Genomic DNA, 26,110 nt, shown 5'->3' with positions numbered 1-26,110 from the left:
GAGCGCCTTCCTTTCGCTTGGAGCCGAAAAACCGGATTTCGAGGTGAACGAAATAGCTGGCGATGCGCTGAATGATCTTCAGGACTCCGCTGCGATACGTTCGATCCCTCGAAATCGGGCGCCTCACCTGAAGCCCAACCTCTGCGTTGAAACGAGGGCGGTAGTCGGCTCTATCCGCGCGAGACGATACACATCCGACCTAGAGCCAGCCCCCTGAAAAACCTGCTCGGCGCAATCCCGTCACGACGGGCTTGCATCGGCGCATGATGTTCCAGAGCAAACCGGTCCGGTAGTTTTCGATCATCAGCACCACCGGACCTTGGTCGATGCCAAAGTGATAGGGAGTTACCCACCATCCGGTCGGACTGTTTTCGACGGCATAGGTCTGGTTGAACGACGGTTTGAAACCGTAAAGCCGGGTCATGCCGAGGTGCATTCGCGCAAAATTGCGCACTGTCGGTACGACGATCTCCGGCGCGAACGGCAGCGAGGCGACAACGACCCAGGGCGCCACGGTCCCATCATCGGGTCCGAAGGGGGCGCCTCGGGCAATGTAGTCGAAGAACTCCCGATCGACCCCATCGATCGTTCGCTTGCCCCAGCCGGGTCCATCGCAGGCGGTGAATCCCCAACAATTCTCCCCATAGCCTGCGAAGTTCATCGGGTTGCGGATTGCGTATTCTCGCTGGACATAGGTCGCATGCCGGCTGTTTTCGAAATAGTCGGTGTCATGGTGGCGCATGAACGCATCTTGAATGCCGCGAAAGTCTATCCACATGTGCGACAATTGATGGGTAAACAGCGGCCCCGAATACAGCAGCTCGCGGCCGTAGATATTTCGCCATTCATAGGTTTCGGTGTAGGCGGCATAGCATTCGGGCGGCAAAGGGTGAGTTGGGGATCCTAGGCCGATGATGTAGAGCAGCAGGCCTTCATCGTAACCACGCCACCGATGGGGAATGAAACCACTCTCCGGACGCCAGCCATGCGTTAAAGTTGCACCGCCATCGCGAGCCCAATTCCAGTCGGCACGCTCGTAAAGCGCCATCGCGAGCTGGCGGATTTCCACCTCATCGGCCGTGTCGCCATCAAAATAGGTGGCAACGGTCAAGGCGCCTGCGAACAGGAAAGCCGAGTCGATCGTCGACAGCTCACATTGCCACACCCGGCGCCCCGTTTCGATGTCCAGAAAATGATAAAAAAACCCTTTGTAGCCGGATGAATCCGGCTCCGGCCCCTGCGGGCATGCCATCAGGTATCTCAACCGATTGCGGGTAATCTTCGCCGCAAATTCGCGGATGAGGACGCCGCGCTCCACAACCACGGGGATGGTCGCCAGCGCCATGCCGATCGCCGCGATGCTTGCCGGGGCGTTCGGTTCTGTCTTGTCGCGCGCCAGGCCGTTGTCCGGGTTGGTGCAGTGGAGATAGTACAGCAGGGTGGTGAATTGCAGCCGACCGAGATCCTGGTCGGTTGGCATGCGGTCGAGATCGGCGTCGGTTGAGAGCGTTTCGGGCATGGCCGTTAACCGACTATGACGTGGACATCGTGCGTACGTCCGTCTTCCGCAAGCCGGACGGCTCCGTTCGCGACAGGTTCACTGTCCAGTGTGACTGAATGCACGCCTCGGCCGATGCCCTTTGCGTTGTCGAAACGGATTCGATAGGTCGTCGATCCAGTTCGGTATGTGATCTCATAAGCCAGCCAGCTTGCCGGAACGCATGGTTCGAACTGCAGAAACTGTCCTTGCCGACGAAAGCCAAGGATCGCGTCGAGCGCGGCGCGATAGAACCAACTGGCGGATCCAGTGTACCAGGTCCATCCACCGCGCCCGGTGTGTGGGGGCGCGCCATAGATATCGGCGCTGACCGCATATGGTTCCACCTTGTAGCATTCGATTTGATCTCTCGTCGCGCCATGACAAATCGGATTGATCAGGTTCCAAAGCTTCAGCGCGAGATCGCCGTCGCCCTGCAAAGCCGTCGCCCAGACAACCCAGGTTGCCGCATGCGTGTATTGCCCGCCATTTTCACGGATGCCGGGGACATAGCCCTTGATGTAGCCGGGCTGCAGCACGCCTTCGTCAAAAGGTGGGTCGAAGAGTTTGATCAGCTTGTCCTCTTGGCGTACGAGCCGGTCGTGGACCGCACGCATTGCCTGCGAAGCGCGTTCAGCATCGGCTTCGCCGGAGATGACAGCCCAAGCTTGCGGGATGGCGTCGATCTGGCATTCGCTGTTCAGGGACGACCCGAGCGGCGTGCCATCGTCAAAATAGGCCCGGCGATACCAGCCACCGTCCCAGGCGTTGGCCTCAATGGCAATGCGCAGGGCCTCGGCTCGTTCGCGGCACCAGGCGGCGCGGCCTTGATCTCCGCGTGACGCTGATATCGTGGCAAATGAATTCAGGACCGTGAGAAAGAACCAGCCGTTCCACACGCTCTCGCCCTTGCCTTCGGCGCCGACCTTATTCATGCCATCGTTCCAGTCACCCGTTCCCATAAGGGGAATACCGTGACTGCCTAAACGGTAGCCATGCTCCAGCGCCCGGACGCAATGCTCGTAAATGGTGCCGGACTGCTCGCTGATCGCTGGTCGGTTGAAGTCTTCCTCTTGGTCGTCTCTCAGCAAAGGTGACGTGATGAATGGAACCATCTCATCGAGGAGTTGAACGTCGCCTGTCGTGGAAACGTAGTGGTGAACGACAAGGGGTAGGAAATACAAGTCGTCGGTTATCCGAGTACGCACGCCGATGCCAGACGGTGGGTGCCACCAGTGCTGGACGTCCCCCTCCTCGAATTGGCGCGCCGCCGATCGCAGGATGTGTGAGCGGGCCTCGCTCGGCACGCTGTAGACCAGTGCCATCACGTCCTGCAGTTGGTCCCTGAATCCATACGCGCCGCCAGACTGATAGTTGGAGGTGCGCGCCCATACGCGGCATGCCAAAACCTGGTACAACAACCAGCGGTTCATCAACAAGTTCAAGTCCGCGTCCGGCGTCGAGACCTGAATTGTGTTCAGAATGTCATCCCACTGGCGGGAGACAGCCGACAGGCCCGCGGCTGCGCGATCGAGGTCGGCATGCTCCTGGACGAGCCTACGGACCTCATCGAGGCCGGCAGCCTCTCCAAGGACGAAGACAACCTCTCTGCTTTCGCCGGGGGGCAGGGAGATATCGACCATCAGCGCAGCGCAGGGATCCAGTAGCGGACCAAAACGTTCCGCCAGATCTATTCGCTCCAGGGCCGCCGGGTTAAACACGAAACCATATTTGCCCAGAAACTCTCTACGGTCAGCCGTGGCCGACCTTGCCGGCCGACTGGCGCCTGCAAACGCCAGCTTTCCGGCAAAATCGCCGGCCCAGGGATTGTTGGCTACGATCGCACCGGATATGGCATCCCGCTGGCAGACGATCCGCGTTGCTGTCTCTTCGCGCTGCGTCCCAAGCACCCACTCGGCGAAATAGGTTGCGGTGACATGCCGAGCGCGGGTGTCCTCGTTGCTAAGCCTGAGGCGTATGATTTTGACGGGATCGTTCGGCGCGACCGATACCGTCAGCTCTTGATTGAGATGACGACTGCAACTTGCATACCGGCTGTAACCTTGGCCGTGACGAACAGTCACGACCGCACCGGGACCGAGCGGTAGGGGCGTCGGCGTCCAGACATCGCCGCTTTCCTCATCCCGCAAATAGAGGACCTCGCCCGGCGCATCCGTAACCGGATCGTTCGACCACGGCGTCAGCCGGTTCATCTGGCTGTTCTCTGACCAAGTGTAGCCAAGACCGGCTTCGGTTGTCAGACAGCCAAAATCGGGGTTTGCGATCACATTGGTCCAAGGCGCCGGTGGCAAGGCGGGGGCTCGGGGTTTGACCGCATCCACGCGCACGACATACTCGCGTCCGTCGGGCGTGAAGCCCCCGAATCCGTTCCAGTGCTGTAAATCCTCGACCGGGTCAGAATGTGGGGCCGCAGGTTGCCCGCTCACCCGAACGGCTAACGTCTGTAAAAGAGGTGACAGAGCGGGGGAGGGCAGGTTGAGCTGATCGGCAAGTGTGCCGCCGCTTCCCAGCAGGACAATGCGCGCTGCCGCGGCGATGGTCGCCACGTGATCGCTTTCGGTATCGGGTTCGGAAAGCACAAAGATTCCGCCGGGTTTGCCGATCATTTCGGCTTGCGGGCCTGACTGCAGCTTTTCAGTCTGTCGCTTGGCGCTGGCTGCACCACCGTCGTCGAGCAGCACCAGGTCGTATCTCAGGCCCCTCCGACCGGCGAAATCGTGGCCCATCGTCACTTGGTTAACGAAGGCATCATCCCTGTCGCCATTCGCTCGGACAAGCACGATCGGAAGGTCGCCGGAGATACCATGAGCCCACAGAGCGGTTCGATCCAATCGATCTCTCTTAGGCCCGGCCGCCTGCCGCATGGCCGGGTTCGCAAATACGACATTCCCGGCCAGCCGATTGAACAGCGAGACATCGTCAGACTTCAGGTTCGACGTGCGAAGCTCATTTTCGTATTTCTCTGAAGCTTCGGAGAACACTCGCTCGACCGTGTCGAACTTGGCATATCTTTCGGCGATGAGCTGCACGGCTGACTGGTCATCCGCAGCGCCTGTGACGAAGGCCACGCGTGCGTCGGCGCCAGGCGCCAGACGAACCGTCCGCCGCAGGCAGAAAATCGGGTCGAGGACAGGGCCAGTCGTTCCGGAGAGCGATGCACCCGCGTCGAATACGACGGGGTTGGCTGTTGTCCGGCCCCGGCCAAGAAATCTCAGCCGATCGGTTTCATATTGGACCGCTTGGGAAGGCGGCAGGTTCGATGAAGAAACGTGCACGGCCCAGGTGGCTTTCTCCCCGGCAGCACGTGGCCTGCGACGCGCAAATAGGGCGCCTGTCGCCTCGTCATATCGTGTTTCGACAAAAAGCTTGGCAAAACCCGGATGCGACATGTCCGCGCGACGATTGTTCAGGCAGACTTCGGCATAGCTTGTCAGTTCGAGGATTCGCTCCCGTGTGCCATGGTTCGTGACTGTGAGCCTACGCACTTCCGCGTCCAGATCGGGTGCGACACAGATTTTCGTGAGAATTTCAATGTCACCGGCATGACAGCGGAACTCGGCCCTGTCTCCGTAAAAGGCGTGTTCGTAGACATTCGAGGACCGAAATAATGGCTGCTTTCCGATGGACCAGAGGTCGTTGTCGGTCAGATCCCGAACGTAACAAAATTGGCCCCAGCAATCGCGGGTGCTGTCCTCGCGCCACCGGGTGATGTCGAGGCCTTGCCATGTTCCGTAACCGGCCCCGGCGGCTGTGACCAGGACACTATACCGATCGTTGGAAAGCAACGCGACAGCGGGACTCGGATCCGCCATTTCCGCGACGCTATCGTGTCTCGCCGCCGCCTCAGGCGTTCTGTGGCCGTGAATTGATTTTACCATCAACGTTTTTCCCACTCAGAACGACGACACCCGCCTCGAAAGCAAGACCATCACCAACTGCTGGCAGTTTCCCGCACACTACTCATAGACTTGTCCATTCCAGACCCTCACTGCGGGTATCTCGTGGTAGTAGGTGAGGATGCTCAACGTGCCGGTATTCAGGAGAAAATGCTGTCCGGCACGCGGTGGCAGGCCAATCCATCGCGCTGCAAGCACGCGCAGCACGTGCCCATGCGCGAACAACGCAACGTCGCCGTCCGCAGCCCGTGTGCGCGCCACGACTTGATCCACTCGAGCACCAATTTGCCTCGGCGTCTCGCCTCCGGGGCATCCATCACGGAAAATCAACCAACCCGGTCTTTTCGCCTGAATTTGCTGGGGCAGCAGGCCCTCATATTCGCCGTAGTTCCACTCCATCAAGCCTGGATCGATGATGGCCTCGGCGCCGAAGCCTACCAAGTCACACGTCTCCCGTGCCCGCTGCAGCGGACTCACAAGAACGAGCGCGAATGTTTGCCGAGCCAACACCGGCCGCATCCGTTCCGCTTGTTGTCGTCCGTTGTCGGTCAAGGGGACTTCTGTCATGCCCGTGTGTTGCCCGGTCAGGCTCCACTCGGTCTCCCCATGCCTGATCACGAATACTTTCACGTCCAGCCCTCCTGGCTTAGACGTTGTCTGCCTCTGTCGATCGCAGCTCTCCCAAGGCAGCCGCCTGTCCCCACGTCCAGCCCGAGATTCCCGGCACGTCGTCGCCATATTTTTCGATGTGCTGCCGGTGTTCGATCAGCTTCTGGTGAATTGCCTGTTTGAAATAGGCAGCGCGAGCGCCGAGTTGCGGTAGCCGGTCGATCACGTCCTCGACCAGATGGAAGCGATCCATCTCATTCAGCACCACCATGTCGAATGGCGTCGTCGTCGTGCCTTCTTCCTTGTAGCCGCGGACGTGCAGATTGCCGTGGTTGGTGCGGCGGTAAGTGAGCCGGTGGATGAGCCAAGGATAGCCATGGAAGGCGAAGATGATCGGCTTGTTCTTCGTGAACAGCGCATCAAAATCGCGATCCGACAGTCCGTGCGGATGCTCTTCCGGCGGCTGCAGCTTCATCAGGTTCACGACGTTGATGACGCGCACCTTCAGCTCCGGCAGGTGCTTCCGGATCAGATCGACTGCCGCAAGCGTCTCGAGCGTTGGAACGTCGCCGCAGCATGCCATCACGACGTCAGGCTCGGTGCCCTTGTCGTTGCTTGCCCATTCCCAAATGCCAAGGCCTTCACTGCAATGCTTGATGGCCTGATCCATCGTCAGCCACTGCGGGGCAGGCTGCTTGCCGGCGACAACGACGTTGACGTAGTTGCGGCTGCGCAGGCAGTGATCGGTCACGGAGAGCAGCGTATTGGCGTCCGGCGGCAGATAAACCCGGACGACATCTGCCTTCTTGTTGACCACATGATCGATGAACCCTGGGTCTTGATGGCTGAAACCGTTGTGGTCCTGCCGCCAGACGTGGGAACTCAGGAAGTAGTTAAGCGAGGCGATCGACCGCCGCCATGGGATCTCGTGGCAGACCTTCAGCCACTTGGCGTGCTGGTTGAACATCGAGTCGATGATGTGGATGAAGGCTTCGTAGCAGGAGAAGAAGCCATGCCGGCCGGTTAGCAGGTAGCCTTCCAGCCAGCCTTGGCATTGATGCTCGCTGAGTACCTCCATCACCCGGCCGTCGGGCGCCAGATGATCATCCTCCGGATAGATCTCCGCCATGTAGCAGCGGTTGGTGACTTCCAGCACATCCTGCCAGCGATTGGAGTTGTTCTCATCGGGGCTGAACAGGCGGAAGTTGTTGCTCTCCATGTTCATCTTCATGATATCGCGGAGAAACGCGCCCATCGTCCGCGCCGACTCGGCGATGGTTGCCCCGGGGCTCGGCACGGATACCGCGTAGTCCCGGAAGTCGGGCATCTTCAGGTCCCGCAGCAGCAATCCGCCGTTGGCATGCGGGTTGTCGCTCATTCGCCGATGCCCCGCCGGGGCAAGCGTTGCCAGCTCCGGTTTGAACCGGCCTCCGTCGTCAAACAGTTCCTCGGGGCGGTAGCTCTTCATCCATCCTTCGAGAATGCGGATGTGCTCTGGCTTGTCCATGTCGCCCATCGGCACCTGGTGCGACCGCCAATAGCCCTCGGACTTCTTGCCGTCTATCTCAGGCGGGCAGGTCCAGCCCTTGGGTGTGCGGAAAACGATCATCGGCCACATGGGACGTTTCACGTTGCCTCTGGTGCGGGCATCCGCCCAGATTTCCTGGATATCAGCCATTGCGGTGTCAAGTACGCCTGCCAGTTGCTGGTGCACGCTCGCGGGGTCATCGCCCTCGACGAAATATGGCGTGTAGCCCATGCCTTCGAAAAATTTCCTCAGCTCGTCGCGGGGAATGCGGGCAAGGAAGCACGGGTTGGCGATCTTGTAGCCGTTTAGGTGCAGGATCGGTAGCACGCAGCCGTCGCGAGCGGGATTCAGGAACTTGTTGCTTTGCCAGCCTGTCGCAAGTGGCCCCGTTTCGGCTTCCCCGTCGCCGACAACGCAGGCGACAATCAGATCCGGGTTGTCGAACGCCGCGCCGTAGGCGTGGCTGAGGGCATAGCCCAGTTCGCCGCCCTCGTGGATGCTGCCGGGTGTCTCCGGCGCAACGTGGCTTGGGATGCCGCCGGGGAAGCTGAACTGTTTGAACAGCCTTCTCATACCTTCCGTGTCTTGGCCAATGTTGGGGTAGACTTCGCTGTAGGTGCCTTCGAGATAGGCGTGCGCGACGAGCGATGGCCCGCCATGTCCCGGTCCAATAACGTAAATCATGTCAAGATCATCGCGTTTGATAACGCGATTGAGGTGAACGTAGAGCATGTTCAAACCTGGCGACGTGCCCCAGTGACCAAGCAGCCGTGGCTTTATGTGCTCGCGCCTTAGCGGTTCTTTCAGGAGTGGATTGTCGAGAAGATAGATCTGGCCAACGGAGAGGTAGTTCGATGCCCGCCAATAGGCGTCCATTGACTGCAATTCTTCCGTCGAAAGGGGGCCGCCCGTTGGCATGTTCTCGTTTACAGCGCCCTTTGCATCTCGTGCCGTCTTGAGCGAAACCATGGGTACCTCCTCCTCTGAGCCCAGATTGCTACGGTAAGATCTTCCACGGTGAGAAATCGTCGAATTTTCTAACTTCTAGCGACTGGGGCGAACGCCTCGGCATGGGATGCTGGCGGCAAGGGCACAATTCGTAGCGCGGTCGTTATCGACCGATTATTTGCCACATGCAGCGTGTTTGGACATCAGCCTGAAACGCTGGCACGCCCGTGATTACCGCCCAGCCTCCATTTCCTATGTCCCGCTCGGCTATCCAAAACAGCTTCGTCCCAGTTCGCAAATATTCAGGCGTGCTAATATTCGCACGAAATGCATCCGAAGCACAGCTAAAATCGAATGTACCCGAGGTTTAATCCGAAGGCGTGATCGCAGATCCTTTCGGATCTTCGGAGAAGTGCTCAACCACTCCTCTCACGCCGCGAACACTTTCGGCAGCAACGCGCGCCGCCTTCTTGCACTCTGCCGTGTCAACGTTTCCCCATAGGTGAGCCACACCGTCGGTTACGGCTACGGTCACGTCTTTTCCGAGAAGACCCGTATTTTCGCTGAGCCGTATCGCAATGCTGCGACGGACGGCTTCGTCACCTCGCGCGGTTTCGTCTAGGTCGGCTGTAACAATCACTCTCAGAAGATCTGCACGACTGATGATGCCGACCAGCACGCCCTCTCTCATAACGGGAATGCGCTTGATGCCATGCTTCTGCATCAACCCGGAAACCCGCCCAAGCGACGCGTCCTCTTCCACGACCACTGGCGCGCGGCTCATGACGTCTGCAACCCGCCACGCGTTACTCTTAACGTAAGCCGTAGCTTGCTCCTCGGCGGTAAGTACTGACGTTCCGAGTTCGGCGATGGCTCCCCGTCCTAACTCCGTTCTGCGCAGCAGATCACCCTCACTGATGATCCCGACGAGGCAACCCGCATCGTCGATGACCGGAACACCGCTAATGCGATTGGTAAGCATGACCTCGGCGGCTCGCCTGACACTGTTATCCGGTGATACCCCGACAACCTTCGTGATCATCACATCTTTTACTAGCATCTCCGCACGACCTCCCCCTGAGGACACCGAGGATCGAACAACATAAACCTGGTGCGGGAGTTCGACAACCAATTTACCGGCTTTCGTTGCGGCTGACCGAGCAGCGCAAGCAGGCTGTCAGAGGCACGCTCCGCAATCCGATATCGCCACCGTTCGCTACGCAAACGCCGCCGAAAACCACCGATTGCCGCATAGTGGGAAATATCGGCATCATTGTCAGTTGCTTATGAAGATTTGATAGTGCTCATCTTCGTCGACGCTGCCCGCGACAGGCGGGTGGCCGCGGGTCATGCTGACGATCGCCCCAAAACGGCTGCTTAGATCGTTGCGAGGACGCCGTGGTGGACTCGGAACAGATTATCGGGGTCGTAGGTGGCCTTAGCTTTCTGCAGGCGTGCATAGTGCTCGCCCCAGAAGGCGTCTTCCCACTCTGCTTCGAAGTAGTCGGCCTCGGCGACATAGGAACCTTTTGCCGGCACGCGGGCTTTCAACGCGGCCATGGCGGAGCGGACCCGCTCCGCCTGTCGGCGTGCGAGGCCGACATCTGGCTCAAAGTCGCGAACGCCGGGATAGGCCGATGGGCCTTCCGCGCCGCAGATGACTAGCGCGAAACTGTCGGTCACAACGGGATTGGTGGCCGTTTCCGCGCGCACGTGGACGCGGACGTCGTCTGGCGCGCCTGCAAGACCCTTGTTGGTGTGGAGCGTGATGCTCCAGTGCCGCGACGCCTCGAACAGCCCGGCGACGAGCGCCTCTCGCGAGGCCGGGGCGAGTGAGACGCCCGGTATCCAGGCCGATGAAAAGGCGTGCAGGAATTGTCCTGATTCCTCTCTGTTGCCAGCCCAGTATATCCTATCCTGGTCAGCTCCAGCTTGATTATCGGTCAACACGATACCCGGAAGCGTCTTCAGGAAGTCCGGATCCCAGAATTGCCGTCCATTGACAACGATGATCGGCGGCTCGGAAAGGCTGTAATCATCCGGACGCTCACGTAGCCAAGCAAAGAACGGCGCCCACGCCTTCTCGGCTTGTTCATGGCTCAATCCTTGGCAAAGCATCGAAATCCTGAGCGCATTATCCGGTCGGAAGCCGATTTGCTCGCCCCACGTCGGATTCTGGAGGTCCTCGGCATAGAACTGCAGCATCTGCCCGATGAGAGCGCGATAGGCCTCGTCCGAGCTTGCGGAAATGTCGGCGAAGACGGCACCGATCGTCGGCGGCATGTCATGGGTCCGCAGGGTCACGCGCGTGACGACGCCGAAGGTTCCACCGCCACCGCCCTTCAGGGCGAAGAAGAGATCAGGATCTTGAACAGCATTGACAACGCGAATCGCGCCCTCTGCCGTTACGACTTCGGCTTCCAGCAGACTGGCCGCAGCGGTGCCGAAGGCCTTCGAAAGGCTTCCGAAGCCACCGCTTTGGATCAAACCGGCAACGCCGACGGTCAGGCAGCCGCCCCCCTGGACATAACGCCCCGCTCCGGCGCAGACGTGTCTGTAGATTTCTCCCCACATGGCTCCCGCGCCCACGGAGACGCTGGGCACAGGTTCAGCATCGCTGCCGGCCGGCGTGAAGGCATCGTGCAGTTCAATGGCATTCATCCGGCGGGTCCAGATCAGCAGCGAGTTCGGTGCATTGGAGCCGCCGGTATAGCTGTGACCGCCACCCTTCACGACGAGCCGGACCTTATGGTCGCGCGCAAAGCGGACCGCTGCGGCGATGTCGGCCGCGGAGACCGCTTCCAGCACTCTGTCGCTCGGCTGACTGACCCAGGCATCGGCCCAACCCATTGTCTGGGTGAACGCCGGGTTGTCTCCGAGAAAATAGGGGTTTCGGGCGGATGCGAAAAAGCTGGCGCAGTTCTCACCGCCGGCGCCGGCAAGGCAACGTTCCAACGGCCATTCCGGCCGGAAAAACCTGCCCTCAAGCTCGCCTGCCAGTGCTGCCCAGGGCGGTTCATTGGGATCCGTTTCCGACCGTGCCGGCGGTAGCGGGAGCAGACCCGTGGTCAGACTGGCCCCCGCCAGGAGCAGATCGCGTCTCTTTATCGCCGTGCTGGTGCGCCGCTTTGTCATCTGCGCGAGGTTTGCCTTGGTCACAGCGTTATGATCTCATTGATTTACGTCGGGAAAGTGATTGCCGTGAAAACCGAACGGAATATGGTGCGGCACCGCAGCCCTTGCGCGCTCGGTAAGCGTCGCTGCGTCGAGGACAAGCAGGAACGAGGTATGTGCACGAGCATCCAGCACCACCGACAGTAGGATACCGTCGTCCTCGGCATCGCCATCCGGGCGGGCCACAAACACCGGTTCGCCGGCATAGCAGCCATCTTCATGCCATCGCCGAACGACGGGTATCGCATCGGCGAGCTCGGCCTTCACGATCGTATCGAGAAATGATGCCGGTTCGCTCTGGCCCACACCCCAGACACAGGTGTGCCGCCTGCCGGCGCGGCGCAGATAATCGATGCGCGGCAGCTCGAAAGGTGTGCCGCAAAGCCCTTTTCCTTCCACTGCCACTAAGGTCTCGCTGCCGGCCGCATCCAGCGGTATCGAGAAGCGGGTCAGGGTGGAGACCGCGTTGGACGGGGTGCCGGCGCGCAGCCGGTCGAGGCGGAGCCGGTCGATCACTCCGGCATCGGGATAGGCGAGAAAGTCGACATGCACTACGCCGCTCTCCTCGAAGGCGTTGACATGGTGGAAGGCGAAGCAGGACGGTGCCTTGGCCCTCGCAACCACTGCGCCGCTCGTCCTGTCGATCACGCTAAAGATCGTGCCGTGCTCCGGCTGCCAGCGGTAGTTCGTGATGAAGGGCTGACCAGACAGTGCCAGGCGCAGCGGGTTCACGCGCAACGGGAATTCCGTGAGAATCAGGTGCCTTTCCGACATGCCGAACGAATGCATGTAGCTCGGTTGATCGACGGGCAGCTCGGCAAGAACGCGCTGCCGGCCCCCCTCATCGACGAACAGGCGGTACGCGCTCTTGCGCCCCATCTTGATCACGTAGGAGTAGCCGAGCATTCCATCGGTGTGCGGGTGAGCGGTGGAGATCTGTCCTTTCACCGCCTTGCCGAAGGCGAGATGCCCCTGCGTTTCGAGCGTGTGTGGATCGAAGCGGATGGGCATTGGTGTCTCGGTGAGCGCGACGATCCGCTCGCCGAGCATCGCGACATTGACATTGGCATTGTCGGTGGTTTTGGGGTCGAATAGCGCCATCACCCGGCCGAAGATGGTCCGGCACGGATCGGTCATGAATTCACCGCGCACGATACGGCCGTTCTCCTCGGCTTCGCACCAGCTCTTCGAGTGAATGAACCGGTTAGAATAAGAGGCCAGTCCGGAATGGAAGGCAAAGGCGTGCAGCATGGCGAGGCCGTCGAACCAGTGAACATAGGCCTGCTCGCCCACCTCGAACCGTGCAGGCCCGGTGCGGATCAGGCTTCCGGCCAGCCAGCCGGGAAGGGCGCCTGTCACCGTAAGCGGCACGTGGTCGACTTCGTGGTCCAGTGTCGTGAAGCCAAGTGCATAGGGGCTGGAATGCATCATGCAGTTCCTCGCGTACGTCCGACTTCATCCGGAAACGCCTGAGACAACGGGGCGTTGCAGAGAATTTAGAATAATCTTCACCAGCGCAATAGACCATATTCGTTGAAGTAGCCGCCGCTTGGCCGGAATACTGAAAAAGAAAACGAAATTTGAGCCAATGACGACGGAAGAATTTCAGCCGAAATACAAATGGCGGGAGTCGTGGCCGGGCGAAGGCCACCAGGACTTCGTTTCCTGGGATGGCGATTTGCAGTTCGGCCGCATCCTGCTCGACCTGGCCACTGCGTCGCGCGCCCTCCAATGGCGATGGGCGATCAATACCATACCTTGGCAGAGGCAAAACATCCTGCCTCACAGCGGCTGGGCGCCAACGGCACGCGAGGCATCGAGAAGGGTTGAAGAGCTATACGAGCAAATCAAAGGGCTGCACGGACGCTAGCCAATTTTCTTTTCATCGTGCGTTTAGGATCGATCTTCGAAAATACGCGTCGCGCCGCACTCACTCCGTGCAACGGAGGAACTATACTTAGCCGGCAGCGTTTTCCCGGCACACTGAAAATCCCGGAGGATAACATGAAAAAACTGGTCATCTCTGCCGTATCGCTGTTCCTGTCGCTCGGCGGGGTGGCGATCGGGCAAACTGCGACGGTCACCGTTCCCGGCGAGGTCAGAACATATGTTCTTAAGCAGAAATCGCCGTCGGTTAAGTTCGAGGGTGATGTTGCAGTCGGCACGCCGCTTCCTGATACGGTCGAGATCCAAACGATCCCCGATCAGCCGGATTACGGTTATGTGGTCGTCAACGAAAAGCGCGTGCTCGTCAATCCGAAGACCCGCGCGGTGATCGAGGTCGTCGAATAACTTGAAAGCACTGCGGGCCCGCCCTCGGGCCCGCGATTCCTCCCATCAAAGCATCGCCGAGAAAAGCCGACGTGAATATACGACCGCAGTACTACGCTAGACGCGACGGGGATGGCAGCTGGTCGATTGTCCATAAGCAAACGCACAAGGTCGCTGTCATTGCTGAAACTCTACCGCTAACACGCCTGGATGAATCCACCGCCATGGAGATTATCGAAGCCCTGAGTGAAAGGTATTCGGCGTCCGAAGCGCCGGCACCTTCCCTAAGCCGTTTTAACTAATTTGAGCTCTTTTGATCGTCTGTCATTCTGGTAATGCGTGGCGGAGGCCCCCCTATGTCACGCGGTGCGAAAGGGCTCGCGGTGATCGATGGCCAGCGCGAGCCTTTTCCTATTCAGGCGGGAGCACTTATAATCAGATCTCGCGCCTCCTTATCTTGGGGCTCTTTCCAATACAGCGAGTATGCCTATCCGCTACACCGATTCAGAGGACCGTTGTCATGTCGAGCTTTGAAGGAAAGCGGCATATCTTCCAACATTACGTCGACAAAGCCGAGGCGCGAGCTGCAAAGGCTACGGAAGATCGTGACTTCGAACTGGCCGATCTTCTCGGCAGCCTCAGCAGCATTATTCGCGAAGACATCAAAGTTCTCGACGATGAAATTGCTGATCAGGAGTTTGAAGCGACTAGGAACCTCTGACCTTCTCCAATGTTCAGCGGAATGGATCGTGCGGCCAAGCTCTCCTGTAACCGTGCTTACGCCCTTTGCACGTGGCTGTGCGGTCCACCTCAACTCCTCGCGCATTGGTACGTTATCGTACGGAAACCATGATCCACATAGCACGTTAATATTTTGAACGTCTCCCGACGTTCCTCTTTGTCAACAACTAGCGCCGATACGTCGGGGCTCTTTGTAATGAGGAGCGAATATGATTGTGCGTATGTACCCGCCCTACTATGCGAGACGTGACCCGGACGCGACTTGGTCGATAGTTGACATAAGGACCGGAATGATCGTTGTCATCGCGGAAACCGTGCCCCTCCAGCACCTCGATGGAGCCACCATCATGGACATTATAGATGTTCTGCGCGAGAGAGATTCGACCTCTGGCTGGACAACGAGCCCATTGCGGAACAGGGAACTGAGATGATCTCGATTACGGTTCGTCATCGTGCGGCCGACATATCCTGTGACCCGCGCTTTACCCACTTGCTCGTGGCTGGCTGTCCGCCTCAGATTCTTCGCGCATTGGTATCTTACCGTACGGAAAGCTTTTTTTGTGTGCTGGCGGAACGCTCTCGGCAGTTAAGTCATTGAAATTGCGGATTGCGCGCCCGTCTACAAACGCGCATCCAGCCGGCGACTTGGCCGTGCGCTGCACCCCGTCCGTCAGGTCCGTTTTTTGACCGGAACCGCACTAATACCTTTGGCTAGTTTACCGGCAGACAGTCTCGCCCATTTTATAAGGGCCGCGCACCCCTATGAGCGGTGTCCGTCACTTTCCCTTGCCCCGCCGATCGACAGCGGGGCTCTTTTTTCCGCTATTCGGGAGCAAATGCCACCAACTCGGTTTTGGAATAAACGCAGTCTCCTCAAGTACCCGACTAGGGTCCGCCCCCCGCTCTCGATGCTTCGCCATCGAATCAGTTGAGGCGAAATACTCCAATCAAGAACTTCTTCACCGTGGCTTGTGCTGCCTCGGTCGCAGCTTTGTCGTAACCCACGGTCGAACCGAGTTCCACACAAGCATCATTGAAGGTGAAGGGCTCGCCAGTCTCGACATTGAATATCTTGCCGTCTTCCTCGCGGCGCTGACAATTGCGAGAAGATTGTGCGCTTTGGGTAACCGAAACCGCCCGCGCATCGGGGTTATCGAACCCGTGGTGCGCGCCGGGATACTCGGTCATGACAGCGTCCTTTCCGGCGGCGTTGAGACGCGTGATGTAATCAAGGCACGTCATAGCCAGGGTCGTGTCGTCCGCCGCGCCGTGGAATTCGCGGACTGGGGCGTCGGCAATGTCGAGTTCATCGACGAAGCGAATGTTGCACGCAGGATAGAATGAAAGATGTGCGGCAATGCGCGCCTTTGCCGACCCATGGAGAGCTTGGAAACGCCGCATGCTGGTATAGAGCGCTGCGGAGCCACCGCGCGAGAAGCCCATCACGGCGATGCGTGATGGATCGATCCGCGGGTGGACCGCGAGCACGTCGACGGCGCGATAGGTATCGTAGAATTGTGCGAAAGAGCTCAGCCGCGACTGATCTGTCTCGACCTGATCTATGCCTCGACCGCCGAAACTATCAAGGCGGAACGTGGCGATTCCCATTCTGTTGAGAAATTCGCCCCAGCGGACTGCTGGCGTGCTGTTGGCAGCACCATTGGAACCATGGAGCAGAATGACGGCCGGCAGATGCTCATTCCAACTCGGAAATCGGAGTTGGCCAGTCAGCGTCACAGCAACTCCGTTCGCCGTATTCCCCTGCAAGAACTGCTTGTCCGTCAGGGTGAGCGACGGCACTGTCAATGTCTCGTCCGGGGGAAATTTCGGCCGGATTTCCCCGACGTGTCCGTGCGATGCGAACAGTGTCACGATGAACATAGTGAGGGCGGCTCCGATAAAACGTGCCATGTCAAGCACCTCCGACTTGGCGCTCAACTTAGCACGTTAAGCCGTCAAACCGTATGGCTCCCTCAACTTGGATTGATGCAGCCAACCAGCAAGCCCTTTTTGCACTGCAAGACTCATCCATCCGACGTCTGGTGGCATTTGCTGCCGAACTCCTTTTTTGCAATCGCCTTTCGCGAACGCCGCGCAAGTTCCCGCTACCTCCCGAGAATGATCCCCGCTATCCGCCGGATGGCATCAGCGAAGGTGACGTCTATCGCCATACCGACGAGGAGTATGAAGAGGACAACTAAGGAACATTCGACCTTCTCGAACGTTCGGCGGACTGGATCGCGCGGCCCACATCATCCTGTGACCGTGCTTACGCCCTTTGCACGTGGCTGCGCGATCCACCTTGATTCTTCGCGCATCGGCAACCGCTTTTTGTACGAAATCGCACTAATACTTTCAGGCTGGTTTACCGGCAGATCGTTTCACCCATGTAATAGAGAGCCGCCACTTTGCGTGGCGAGATCATCACTTTCCTCTGCCCCGCCGATCGACAGCGGGGCTTTTTTTGAACATTGCGTCTGGAACTTCGCGCCGCGCGAGACGTTGGGCACCATCACGCGGCATCCACCATCGTTCCAACCGATCCGCGCGATCGTGGCAAGAGGTCGATCAGCCTCTTGCACGATGCGGTGAGGGTTCGTCTCAGCGACTCTTCATGACGAGCCCTTGCCGTTCGGTCTGCGTTACCGCCCCAGAACGATCCCTATCCGCCGGATTGCATCAGCGAAGGTGACGCCCGGCGCCGCACTTGAATAATCTGCGTGTACGTCGCCACTGCCACCATTGGAATTGGCATCTACGGCGAGTGAAGCTCAAGCGGTTCTATCAGGCTGCGGGCTTAAGCCTGGCGGCGTAGGCCCACGGCAGCAGATCGTCGATCTGGCTATTTGGATGCCCGTTGACGATCTGTGTGAGAACGTCTGAGAGATAGGCCGTAAGCGGTGTCCCGCTTCCATATTGACTGAGCTGCCTTTTGCAGTGCCGAGCACTGGAGGACATGAAGGGGATGCCAACTATTACCCCAACAGCCGTCATCCTGCGCCTCGCGCCACATCTTGGACTACAGGGGGTGTTTCCCGACGCCCGGCATGTAAACTGATAGCCATCTAAGCCAAGGGAGGTAACGCCGGTGCCCCGATTTCTTGCCGTTTACACTATGAAGCCCGAAGACCTCGCGTCATTTCGAAGCCTGCCCAAAGCCCAGCAGGATGCAGTCGATGCTGTGGGCATACCACGGTGGGTGGCGTGGGAGGAACATAATGCTGCGTTCATCCTTGATCGCGGTGGCATGGTGGGCAAGACGACGCGTGTGACAAAGGACGGTGTGGCCGAAGCCGTGAATCCATTCTGCGGCTATCTGGTAGTCGAAGCGGAAACCGCTGATGCCGCCGCACGGCTGTTCCAGGACCATCCGCACCTCACCGTATTTCCTGGTGACGGTGTAGATATCATGCCTTTTCTAACTTGAACTCCTTTTGGCGAACATCACCCACTTCCGCCTACCTTACCTTCGCTCGGGAGGTGGCGGACGTCTGCTTCGGGTCAACTGCCGCCTCGGGTGCATTTACTCGGCCGGGTAATTCCAAGGCAGCAGCTCATCGATCCGGCTTTGCTTGTGGCCGTTGACGATGGCGGCGAGTGTGCTGGTCAGGTAGGCCTGCGGGTCGACGGCATTGAGTTTGCATGTCTCGATGAGCGAGGCGATGGTTGCCCAGTTCTCGGCTCCGGCATCGTGCCCCCGCAAAGAGTGCGTTCTTCCGATTGCTATCGGCCAGATGGTTCACTCGACACTGTTGTTGTCGATCTCGATGCGGCCGTCGGTCAGGAAGAGCTTCAAACCATCCAGTCGTTGGCGATGTAGGCCAAAGCCTCGCCAAGCGGAGATTTGGTCGCGACACGGGCGTCGTGGTGGAGAAGCCAAGTCTGCATGTCGGCGATCAGCGGCGCTGGCCGTTCCTGCCGCCTGGCAAGACGAGCCGGCGGATCAAGGCCACGCAGTTCGGCCTCAATCCGATACAGCTCGCCGATCCGTTTGAGGCTTCCTCGGCAATAGGTGCTCATGAGCTTGCGACGGGCATGCGCGCAGCAATAGGCAAGTTGGATGTCCGTGCCGGCGCGGTCAGGTGCAATCAGCCTGTTGTATCCGGCATAGCCGACGACCTGCAGGATGCCAGAGAAGCCCTGCGATATACGTTCGGCATGGGAGCGTGCCGGCGTCGAGCCTAGACAATTCCGCTATATAGTGGTCTGCCGAGGGGCAGGGTTTTACTTGTCCGCTTCCTGTTCGAGCCGTTCGACTTCCGCCGCGATGCGCTCCGGCTGTTCGTGCTCGAGGCCGACGACCCCGTTCCGGGTCTCACGCATTGACACGATGATTTCATCGAGCTTGGCGTGGATTGCCGCGGTGTCGCGATAGCCTTGGATCAACACGATGCTAGTGATCACGATTGCGGCGACCGACAGAGCATAGGTGACGACGTTTGTGAGCCCGAACGGCACCAGCGCGGTGCTGCCAATCATCGCTGCAATAACGAAATAAAAGCCGGGAGGGCGGGAAAGAAAATCCGCCAGTCGAAAAAGAACCTCGGTCACGTCAGTCCTCCGCAATCGGTGCCAAAATTAACGCGCCAATGCGGATCTTGTTCGGAGACACTGCTTGTCGTTTCGCACTTAAACGTTAAGAATGCGGCTGTTTCGTTGTTGTTTGGCTTTTTATTCGGACCTTGGATAAAATTACCGAACTCAACAACCTGATCAGTACTGGGTTCGTGAAAGCACAGCGCACGCTTGACGTGGGTAAGCGGGGCGACACCGACGTCATCGGCAATCTGCTCAACAGCTTTTCAAGACGGCGAATACGCTCACCGCATCGATCAACGATCAGCATATCGCTGACCGACTCAAGGCCTCTGTCGCCCATCTGGAAAAGTCAATGCAGGAAGATTTTGACGACCGGCTGAAGGCGCTGCTGCCGGCGCTCAACACATTCGGTTTTCCCAGCCTCAACGATACGGAACTGCGGCCGCAGACGACGATCGACGTTGAGAGCCTTCTCGCGGACAACACGTGCATCCTTGTACACCGGCGCGGATGAGGCCCATTTGCCCGAAGGCTATAACGGCCTCTGCACCCGGCATCTGATTTACATCCTGCTCCAGCCTGAAGCGCTGCATAAGACCTATCGCAGCATGCCTATGCGCCCGGACCGTCGAATACGAAGGCCGCCGGAAGGACATCGTTTAGGTGAAGCCGACTGATTGCGGAGATCCAGTACCGGGCGTGGACGCACTACGGAAACCTGCGGCATTCGTCCTACAAGGGGCTCCGCGAAGTGCAGGATAACACCGCGAAACAGGTCCTGATCAGAACAGCGTCGGCTCGGGATCGGGACCGATCTCCTCGATGATCTCTGGATTGTCATTCTTCGGTGATCCGACGGCCTTGCCGATTGGCCACATCGTCATCAGCTCGGAGGGGAATGGCCTCATCAGCTCGTGTGGGTCCGGCTCTGGCGACAGCCAGCGCTCGTATTCCTCCGGATGCAGGATCACCGGCATGCGGTCGTGGATCGCCGCCATAATTTCATTCGCCGGACAGGTGATGACGGCGAAGGTACGGATATCGACGTCGGCCGGATCGCGCCGTATCTCCCATATGCCGGCAAGCGCAAAGGGCACGCCCGACTTCATCGCAACGGCATAGGGCTGCTTATTCTTGCCGGTGCCGAAGATGTCCTTCCATTCGAAGAAGCCGTCGATCGGCACCAGGCAGCGGCGCGAGCGATAGGCGGATTTGAACATGCCATTCGCGGCAATGCCTTCGCAGCGCGCGTTTATCGGCGGCGGCCGCCCGCCCGGCTTCATCCAGCCCGGCATCAAGCCCCATCGGGCGCTGACGAAGACCGTGCCCATGGTGACGGGCTCACGCACCAGGTCTTTGATGATGATCGGGTAATCGAGCGACGGCGCACCGTTATAGCGCGGGAACTGGTTGGCGAGGCCAAGCGCGCCCTTGCGATCGGCGAAGGCAAAGGCATTCATCATGCTTTCGAGATTGGTCTTGATGAATATGCGTCCACACATGATCGCCCCCTTGTTCTCAAAATGTTCTGCCGAGCATCGAGAGTCAAGGGCGCGAGTTGGCGAGGTCGAGTGAGATAGTCAGGACGGAAAACATAATGCTTCCGTCATCATCTCGCCTGCCTCACAAATCGTTATGCGTTGACTTCGCCCGCTTGCGTTACTCCCGCATAGGTTCCGCCGATTACTGCAGGGTCGGTGGTTGCGACTGGCGGCCACTTGTTCTCATTATGTTCGCGTCGGGGGTAGTGTCAAGTTGACTCCAAGGCGGCCGACTGTATCAGCGAGATAGATGATGAGCAGGAAACCGCCGATGATCATTGTCGCAGCGATAAGGGCAATCAAAAGCGCCCGTCCGCTCTCTCTCCTACGCTGCCTATCGATCTGCTCGATCTGGTCTCGCGGCTCGTTTTCTTTCTTATCCTTGTCTGCCATGGCAAGTTCGTTGGCGCCTGGTTAACAGCGTCCTTCGAACGACGACGCAGGGGCCCAGGTTCCTACCAATGGCCAGAATTTAACTGGTGATATCTCAAGCGCTCGCCGAGGCCCGCGGCCGCTCGATGCGGATCGAGCAGTTCAAGCGGCCGATGGAATAGCATCCCTGCCGAATTGGCGGTGGTTATTTGCAGATTGCGTGATTTAATCGTCGAATGGCAAAGGCCCCGCACCACGATCAGCATCGCCTTCAAGGATCGGCCAGTCTTTTCATGCCGAGACAAAAGGGGAACATACCAGCCTTCGCCGCGATATCAACCATTTCAATCGCGCCGGTGACCACGTCGCGAAACTACCGGCCGCCTGACGCGTTCTCGCCCTGTAAACATCAGTAGCAGGAGACAGCCAAATGGCGGACGACAGCACCACGACAATCCGGGCCACATTCGAAACACGCGAAGCAGCCGATCTTGCCGTCGAACATCTGGTTCAGCAGCACGGGATCTCGAGGCCCGATATCTTTATCCAGTCGGCGACTGACCGCAATTCCGCCGGCTCGGCGCCGTCGGGCGGGGATGCCTCTCATGACGAGGGCGCCCGTCGCGACGCGCCGCTCGCAGGCGAGATCGAGGTTTCGGCAGATATCGCATACAGCCAAGTCGCCGCCGTCCAGCGCAGTTTCCGAGCCGCCGGCGCAATGCGTGTATCGAGCCGCTGAGCATGGTCGACAATCTCTCAAAATACCGCGCCAAGCGCGATTTCAAGAAGACGAGCGAGCCGAGCGGCGCGACCCACATCAAGCCGTCGAACCGCAGGCGGTTTGTGATCCAGAAGCACGACGCGACGCGGCTCCATTATGATCTGAGACTCGAGCTTGACGGGGTGTTCAAGTCCTGGGCGGTGACCAAGGGGCCGTCGATTGATCCCCATGACAAGCGACTGGCCGTCGAGGTTGAAGACCACCCGCTCGACTACGGTGACTTCGAGGGCACGATCCCGAAGGGCCAGTACGGCGGTGGCACGGTCATGCTGTGGGATCGCGGCTATTGGGAACCGGAAGGCAGGAAGTCACCCGAAGAAGCCCTGAAGAAGGGCGATTTCAAGTTCACGCTAGAGGGAAAACGTCTACATGGCAGCTTCGTCCTGGTCAGGATGCGCAACGACCGCGATGGCGGCAAGCGGACCAACTGGCTGCTGATCAAGCACCATGATGATCATTCCGTCGAGGAGAACGGCGCGGCGATCCTGGAGGAGAATGCGACCTCGGTCGCGTCGGGCCGCAGCATGGAGCAAATCGCCAGCGGCAAGGGGCGGAAGCCAAGACCGTTTATGATGGGAAATGCGAATGTCGAGGCGGATGCCGTCTGGGACAGCAAGCATGGCCTGGCGGCCGACGAACGGAAGAAGAGGTCCCACAAGGACGTGGCGACCTCGACCGCGGCCGACCTGCCGGATTTCATCCCCCCGCAGCTATGCGCGACGTTGGATCGGCCGCCGGGTGGCGACGATTGGCTGCACGAGATCAAATTCGATGGCTACCGGATCCAGCTGCGCGTCGCCAACGGCACGGTGACCCTGAAGACACGCAAGGGCCTCGACTGGACAGGGAGATATCCCGAGATCGCCGATGCGGCTACCGAACTGCCGGATTGCATCATCGATGGCGAGATCTGCGCGCTCGACGAGAATGGCGCACCCGATTTTGCGGCTCTCCAGGCGGCCCTGTCGGAGGGCAAGACGGGCGATCTGGTCTATTTCGCGTTCGACCTGCTGTTCGACGGCGGCGAGGACTTGCGGGCCTTGGCCTTGGTCGAGCGGAAGAAGCGGCTGCAAAATCTGCTCACCGATGCGACTGATGATCCTCGTCTCCGCTACGTCGACCATTTCGAATCCGGTGGTGATGCGGTGCTGCGGTCTGCCTGCAAGCTGTCGCTCGAAGGCATCGTCTCCAAACAGATGGATGCGCCCTATCAGTCCGGCCGTACCGACACATGGGCGAAATCTAAATGCCGGGCGGGCCATGAGGTGGTGATCGCCGGTTACGCCAGGACCAACGGCAAGTTCCGCTCCCTGCTGGTCGGTGTTCACCGCGGCGATCACTTTGTCTATGTCGGCCGTGTCGGAACCGGCTACGGCGCCAGGAAAGTCGAGATGCTCCTTCCGAAACTGAACGCGCTCGAGACGGCGAGATCGCCGTTCACCGGTATCGGTGCTCCCAAGAAGCAGGCTGAAGTTGTTTGGGTGAAGCCCGAGCTCGTCGCCGACATCGAATTCGAAGGGTGGACGGCAGACGGCATCGTGCGCCAGGCAGCCTTTAAGGGACTGCGGGAAGACAAGCCGGCGAAAGAGGTTGAGGCCGAGAAGCCAGCATCGCCCGCCAGGACTGATGCCGCTGAACCTGCTCCGACTGACAAGTCAACACCCGCACGGCGCAAAGGCGCCAAGGCCGAGGTCATGGGCGTCTTCATCTCCAATCCCGACAAGCCGCTCTGGCCGGACGTGGGTGATGGCGAGCCGGTCACCAAGGAAGATCTCGCCCGCTACCATGAGACTGTTGGCGCTTGGCTGATCGAACACATCAAGGGTCGGCCTTGTTCGATCATTCGGGCGCCGGATGGCATCGGCGGAGAACAGTTCTTCCAGCGCCATGCGATGCCCGGCACCTCGAACCTTCTCGAACTGGTGAAGGTCTTCGGCGACAAGAAGCCGTATCTGCAAATCGATCGGGTCGAGGGTCTCGCGGCAATCGCCCAGATCGGCGGCGTCGAGCTGCATCCGTGGAACTGCGAACCCGGCCGGCCGGAAGTGCCTGGTCGGCTGGTGTTCGATCTCGATCCCGGCCCGGACGTAGCTTTTTCGAAGGTGGTCGCGGCGGCCCGCGAGATGCGCGACCGGCTCGAGGAGCTCGGCCTCGTCAGTTTCTGCAAGACCACCGGCGGCAAAGGGTTGCATGTCGTCACCCCGCTTGCTGTCAACAAACGCAAACCTCTGTCGTGGGCCGAGGCAAAAGGCTTCGCCCACGATGTCTGCCAACAAATGGCGCGCGACAACCCGGAACTTTATCTCATCAAGATGACCAAGAGCCTTCGGGGCGGGAGGATCTTCCTGGACTATCTCCGCAACGATCGCATGGCGACGGCCGTCGCGCCACTGTCACCGCGTGCGCGACCCGGCGCCACCATATCGATGCCGCTCACCTGGACGCAGGTGAAGTCCGATCTCGATCCGAAGCGGTTCACCGTGCGCACGGTCCCGGCGCTGCTTGCGAAAACTTCGGCCTGGCAGGACTATTGTGACGGCGAGCGACCGCTGGAGCAGGCGATCAAGCGCCTCGGGAAATCAAGGCGGGCAGCCTGATCTCTGAAGCGTGGCGATGTGACATGGACATGGAATCGAAGGACACATCCGACCCACGCCCGCGTGAGGGTGCAACGACCGACCTGCCGCACGACCGGATGACGGTGCAACGGTTTCGGGAGGCGTTTCCGCGCGCCCGGTGGAGCGACCGCCTGAACGCCTGGTTCGTACCGGGCCGCACTGCTCAAAAGCGCATCGGCCGCTGGCTGGCCGAGATGGAGGCGGAGGCAGACAGGTTCGCGGACGAGAAGGGCAGGGATGCCTTTGCCTTCGAGCCGATCGTAAGCCGCTATCTCGAAGCAGCACCCGCGACCTTGCAGATCCGAACGCCATATTCACGCAGCGTCATCGATGAGATCCGGGAGATCCCCTATGCGCGCTGGGACGCGGATCGCCGCTTATGGACCGTACCCTACCGTTCGTTCGAGGAACTCCGGAGGCGATGGCCGGCGATCGAGGCGGCCGCCGAGCGGAGTGAGCCGGAAGCACGGCGGGCGCGGCGCGAGGCCATCAGGGGCACCGAAGAAGATGAGGCATCCAAGGCGAGGACAAGGGAGCGCCGGCGGAAGCGATATCCGATTCCGGTCGATGACGCCCCGCCCTTGGAACGCGCGATCGGCACATATGTCGGCGTCGTCTTCTTCACCGGCACGGACGGCGAGCTGGCGGATCCGGCTACGGTCAGTGCGTTTTACTTCCCGGCGGCGGATGGCGAAGGTTATGTCTGGGCATCCTGGCGGTCCGGCTCACTCGAAGAATTGGTGACGACCTGGCCGGCACGAAGGCCACCGGAAACGCACGAAGTTAATCGGGGCTGGTGGACGCCAACGTTGGAAGAATTGCGGATTGCCCCGCGCAACGCCAAATCCAGGCAGCGGGCCAGAGAGCGCCGGGAAGAAAAAGGTTCATCGGGTGAGAGATCAGCAGAGAGCCTCTGAGGCGTTTCGACGCTTGCCGCCGATCGAGCCCCGCGAGATGGTCGGGCTGTGGAAGGGGCAGTGCATCCCGACGGGGCATCCGTTCGATGGCGTGCTGGAAAATCTCGGCTGGTTCGGCAAGCGGTTTAGGCCGGACATGCGCGCCGATGCATTGCTGTTTCGGTCGGATGAACACCGGCTGGTTGCCATTGATCCGAGATGGATACCCCTTGGCCTTGCGCTGCGTTTCCATGAGATCGGCCGGACGCGCGCCGCGCGCAACCTGTTTTCCTATCTCCAGCGCCGACTGCGGGCGAGGGGGCCGGTCGCTTCCCTGAAAACCATGCTGTTTGGCGGCGTCGACAGTGCCGCCATGATTTATGACGACCAGCCGATCATCGATCATTTCCGCCGCATTGATCAGCACTGGGTGATGGGAGCGATGACGATCAGCGGTGACGAGCGGTTCTATTTCTTTGAACTCGAGCGGGTAGACGAACCTTGAAAACCGGCCAACCTGATATCATCTGTTGCCTACCACCCGTTTCGATGACCGCGTGCCGAGCAGCCTGTCTGCCGCGCGCGGTCGTCCGGGTCCGACAGGGCGCTCCCCGCAAGGGTCGAGCGCTCTGTCTTTT

General features: G+C 59.7%; 21 protein-coding genes and 2 pseudogenes. 9 read left to right on the top strand and 14 right to left on the bottom strand.

Annotation, left to right across the window (positions count from 1 at the left end):
* Positions 1–199: 199 nt before the first annotated feature.
* The 7 genes from ACZ9BX_RS20665 to ACZ9BX_RS20635 form a co-directional block, all read right to left on the bottom strand.
* The gene (locus tag ACZ9BX_RS20665; RefSeq protein WP_165928354.1) at positions 200–1,519 is read right to left on the bottom strand and encodes a glucoamylase family protein; all 1,320 of its coding nucleotides are present in this window, start codon (positions 1,517–1,519) and stop codon (positions 200–202) included.
* A gap of 5 nt (positions 1,520–1,524) precedes the next feature.
* Positions 1,525–5,436, bottom strand: coding sequence for a GH36-type glycosyl hydrolase domain-containing protein (locus ACZ9BX_RS20660; protein WP_132568749.1), 3,912 nt, complete (start codon positions 5,434–5,436; stop codon positions 1,525–1,527).
* 78 nt (positions 5,437–5,514) lie between these two features.
* Complete coding sequence (locus ACZ9BX_RS20655; protein ID WP_132568750.1) at positions 5,515–6,084, bottom strand: histidine phosphatase family protein; 570 nt, start codon at positions 6,082–6,084, stop codon at positions 5,515–5,517.
* A gap of 16 nt (positions 6,085–6,100) precedes the next feature.
* On the bottom strand, positions 6,101–8,560 hold the full coding sequence (locus tag ACZ9BX_RS20650; RefSeq protein WP_476220134.1) for a phosphoketolase family protein: 2,460 nt from the start codon (positions 8,558–8,560) through the stop codon (positions 6,101–6,103).
* A 346-nt stretch (positions 8,561–8,906) separates the two neighbouring features.
* A complete protein-coding gene (locus ACZ9BX_RS20645; RefSeq protein WP_087006026.1) occupies positions 8,907–9,599 on the bottom strand; it encodes a CBS domain-containing protein in 693 nt (230 codons plus the stop codon).
* 317 nt (positions 9,600–9,916) lie between these two features.
* Positions 9,917–11,698, bottom strand: coding sequence for an FAD-dependent oxidoreductase (locus ACZ9BX_RS20640; protein WP_245505973.1), 1,782 nt, complete (start codon positions 11,696–11,698; stop codon positions 9,917–9,919).
* Positions 11,699–11,710: 12 nt separating this feature from the next.
* Positions 11,711–13,141: a carotenoid oxygenase family protein gene (locus ACZ9BX_RS20635; RefSeq protein ID WP_132568756.1), complete on the bottom strand. Its 1,431-nt coding sequence runs from the start codon at positions 13,139–13,141 to the stop codon at positions 11,711–11,713.
* A 160-nt stretch (positions 13,142–13,301) separates the two neighbouring features.
* On the opposite strand from ACZ9BX_RS20635, the gene ACZ9BX_RS20630 reads away from it, so the two are divergent.
* From ACZ9BX_RS20630 to ACZ9BX_RS20620, 3 genes are all read left to right on the top strand, one after another.
* Positions 13,302–13,583 carry a hypothetical protein gene (locus ACZ9BX_RS20630; RefSeq protein WP_087006029.1) on the top strand — a complete coding sequence of 94 codons (282 nt, stop codon included), beginning with the start codon at positions 13,302–13,304 and terminating at the stop codon, positions 13,581–13,583.
* Positions 13,584–13,717: 134 nt separating this feature from the next.
* Positions 13,718–14,005: a DUF1236 domain-containing protein gene (locus ACZ9BX_RS20625; protein ID WP_087006032.1), complete on the top strand. Its 288-nt coding sequence runs from the start codon at positions 13,718–13,720 to the stop codon at positions 14,003–14,005.
* Between the two features lie 499 nt (positions 14,006–14,504).
* Complete coding sequence (locus ACZ9BX_RS20620; protein WP_132568752.1) at positions 14,505–14,705, top strand: hypothetical protein; 201 nt, start codon at positions 14,505–14,507, stop codon at positions 14,703–14,705.
* A 944-nt stretch (positions 14,706–15,649) separates the two neighbouring features.
* On the opposite strand, the gene ACZ9BX_RS20615 is transcribed toward ACZ9BX_RS20620, so the two are convergent.
* The 3 genes and pseudogenes from ACZ9BX_RS20615 to ACZ9BX_RS20605 form a co-directional block, all read right to left on the bottom strand.
* Positions 15,650–16,636 carry a dienelactone hydrolase family protein gene (locus ACZ9BX_RS20615; protein WP_132568319.1) on the bottom strand — a complete coding sequence of 329 codons (987 nt, stop codon included), beginning with the start codon at positions 16,634–16,636 and terminating at the stop codon, positions 15,650–15,652.
* 470 nt (positions 16,637–17,106) lie between these two features.
* Positions 17,107–17,238 (bottom strand): hypothetical protein, encoded by a 132-nt coding sequence (locus tag ACZ9BX_RS20610; RefSeq protein WP_281029741.1) that lies wholly within the window; start codon positions 17,236–17,238, stop codon positions 17,107–17,109.
* 271 nt (positions 17,239–17,509) lie between these two features.
* A pseudogene (locus ACZ9BX_RS20605) lies at positions 17,510–17,617 on the bottom strand (transposase domain-containing protein); the annotation flags it as partial.
* 196 nt (positions 17,618–17,813) lie between these two features.
* On the opposite strand from ACZ9BX_RS20605, the gene ACZ9BX_RS20600 reads away from it, so the two are divergent.
* On the top strand, positions 17,814–18,152 hold the full coding sequence (locus tag ACZ9BX_RS20600) for a hypothetical protein (RefSeq protein ID WP_165928311.1): 339 nt from the start codon (positions 17,814–17,816) through the stop codon (positions 18,150–18,152).
* Between the two features lie 96 nt (positions 18,153–18,248).
* Here the strand turns inward: ACZ9BX_RS20600 and ACZ9BX_RS20595 are convergent.
* Together ACZ9BX_RS20595 and ACZ9BX_RS20590 are read right to left on the bottom strand one after the other, a co-directional pair.
* Positions 18,249–18,886, bottom strand: a pseudogene (locus tag ACZ9BX_RS20595) (IS66 family transposase); the annotation flags it as partial.
* Positions 18,887–18,949: 63 nt separating this feature from the next.
* Entirely contained in the window at positions 18,950–19,276 is a 327-nt protein-coding gene (locus tag ACZ9BX_RS20590; protein ID WP_132568321.1) for a low affinity iron permease family protein, read from the bottom strand.
* Between the two features lie 340 nt (positions 19,277–19,616).
* Here ACZ9BX_RS20590 and ACZ9BX_RS20585 point away from each other — a divergent pair, with 340 nt between their 5' ends.
* Positions 19,617–19,778 (top strand): hypothetical protein, encoded by a 162-nt coding sequence (locus ACZ9BX_RS20585; protein WP_207917242.1) that lies wholly within the window; start codon positions 19,617–19,619, stop codon positions 19,776–19,778.
* Between the two features lie 268 nt (positions 19,779–20,046).
* Here ACZ9BX_RS20585 and ACZ9BX_RS20580 read toward each other — a convergent pair whose 3' ends face one another.
* Both ACZ9BX_RS20580 and ACZ9BX_RS20575 read right to left on the bottom strand, forming a co-directional pair.
* Positions 20,047–20,766, bottom strand: a complete 720-nt coding sequence (locus ACZ9BX_RS20580) for an SOS response-associated peptidase (RefSeq protein WP_132568322.1) — start codon at positions 20,764–20,766, stop codon at positions 20,047–20,049.
* A 225-nt stretch (positions 20,767–20,991) separates the two neighbouring features.
* Complete coding sequence (locus tag ACZ9BX_RS20575; protein ID WP_132568323.1) at positions 20,992–21,198, bottom strand: hypothetical protein; 207 nt, start codon at positions 21,196–21,198, stop codon at positions 20,992–20,994.
* Between the two features lie 409 nt (positions 21,199–21,607).
* Between ACZ9BX_RS20575 and ACZ9BX_RS20570 the strand changes: the two genes are divergently transcribed.
* From ACZ9BX_RS20570 to ACZ9BX_RS20555, 4 genes are read left to right on the top strand one after another with little or no spacing between them, the layout of a single operon-like run.
* The gene (locus ACZ9BX_RS20570) at positions 21,608–21,916 is read left to right on the top strand and encodes a hypothetical protein (protein ID WP_087001662.1); all 309 of its coding nucleotides are present in this window, start codon (positions 21,608–21,610) and stop codon (positions 21,914–21,916) included.
* 2 nt (positions 21,917–21,918) lie between these two features.
* Positions 21,919–24,555, top strand: coding sequence for a DNA ligase D (gene ligD, locus ACZ9BX_RS20565; RefSeq protein WP_132568324.1), 2,637 nt, complete (start codon positions 21,919–21,921; stop codon positions 24,553–24,555).
* 23 nt (positions 24,556–24,578) lie between these two features.
* Positions 24,579–25,493 (top strand): hypothetical protein, encoded by a 915-nt coding sequence (locus ACZ9BX_RS20560; protein WP_132568325.1) that lies wholly within the window; start codon positions 24,579–24,581, stop codon positions 25,491–25,493.
* Positions 25,468–25,977, top strand: coding sequence for a DUF4334 domain-containing protein (locus ACZ9BX_RS20555; RefSeq protein ID WP_132568326.1), 510 nt, complete (start codon positions 25,468–25,470; stop codon positions 25,975–25,977). The genes ACZ9BX_RS20560 and ACZ9BX_RS20555 overlap by 26 nt, the downstream gene beginning before the upstream one ends.
* Positions 25,978–26,110: the final 133 nt, after the last annotated feature.

The organism is Rhizobium sp. USDA 3886 (assembly GCF_056279785.1).
The sequence above is the reverse complement of the archived record's forward strand: the minus strand, read 5'-3'. Positions and strand labels throughout refer to the sequence as shown.

Coding starts and splice junctions, on each gene's coding strand:
- ACZ9BX_RS20570 (WP_087001662.1), top strand. CDS start 21,608: ATGGCGGACGACAGCACCACGACAATCCGGGCCACATTCGAAACACGC.
- ACZ9BX_RS20615 (WP_132568319.1), bottom strand. CDS start 16,636: ATGGCACGTTTTATCGGAGCCGCCCTCACTATGTTCATCGTGACACTG.
- ACZ9BX_RS20580 (WP_132568322.1), bottom strand. CDS start 20,766: ATGTGTGGACGCATATTCATCAAGACCAATCTCGAAAGCATGATGAAT.
- ACZ9BX_RS20645 (WP_087006026.1), bottom strand. CDS start 9,599: ATGCTAGTAAAAGATGTGATGATCACGAAGGTTGTCGGGGTATCACCG.
- ACZ9BX_RS20665 (WP_165928354.1), bottom strand. CDS start 1,519: ATGCCCGAAACGCTCTCAACCGACGCCGATCTCGACCGCATGCCAACC.
- ACZ9BX_RS20630 (WP_087006029.1), top strand. CDS start 13,302: ATGACGACGGAAGAATTTCAGCCGAAATACAAATGGCGGGAGTCGTGG.
- ACZ9BX_RS20620 (WP_132568752.1), top strand. CDS start 14,505: ATGTCGAGCTTTGAAGGAAAGCGGCATATCTTCCAACATTACGTCGAC.
- ligD (WP_132568324.1), top strand. CDS start 21,919: ATGGTCGACAATCTCTCAAAATACCGCGCCAAGCGCGATTTCAAGAAG.
- ACZ9BX_RS20610 (WP_281029741.1), bottom strand. CDS start 17,238: ATGGTGCCCAACGTCTCGCGCGGCGCGAAGTTCCAGACGCAATGTTCA.
- ACZ9BX_RS20560 (WP_132568325.1), top strand. CDS start 24,579: ATGGACATGGAATCGAAGGACACATCCGACCCACGCCCGCGTGAGGGT.
- ACZ9BX_RS20660 (WP_132568749.1), bottom strand. CDS start 5,436: ATGGTAAAATCAATTCACGGCCACAGAACGCCTGAGGCGGCGGCGAGA.
- ACZ9BX_RS20575 (WP_132568323.1), bottom strand. CDS start 21,198: ATGGCAGACAAGGATAAGAAAGAAAACGAGCCGCGAGACCAGATCGAG.
- ACZ9BX_RS20650 (WP_476220134.1), bottom strand. CDS start 8,560: ATGGTTTCGCTCAAGACGGCACGAGATGCAAAGGGCGCTGTAAACGAG.
- ACZ9BX_RS20625 (WP_087006032.1), top strand. CDS start 13,718: ATGAAAAAACTGGTCATCTCTGCCGTATCGCTGTTCCTGTCGCTCGGC.
- ACZ9BX_RS20635 (WP_132568756.1), bottom strand. CDS start 13,141: ATGCATTCCAGCCCCTATGCACTTGGCTTCACGACACTGGACCACGAA.
- ACZ9BX_RS20585 (WP_207917242.1), top strand. CDS start 19,617: ATGCAGGAAGATTTTGACGACCGGCTGAAGGCGCTGCTGCCGGCGCTC.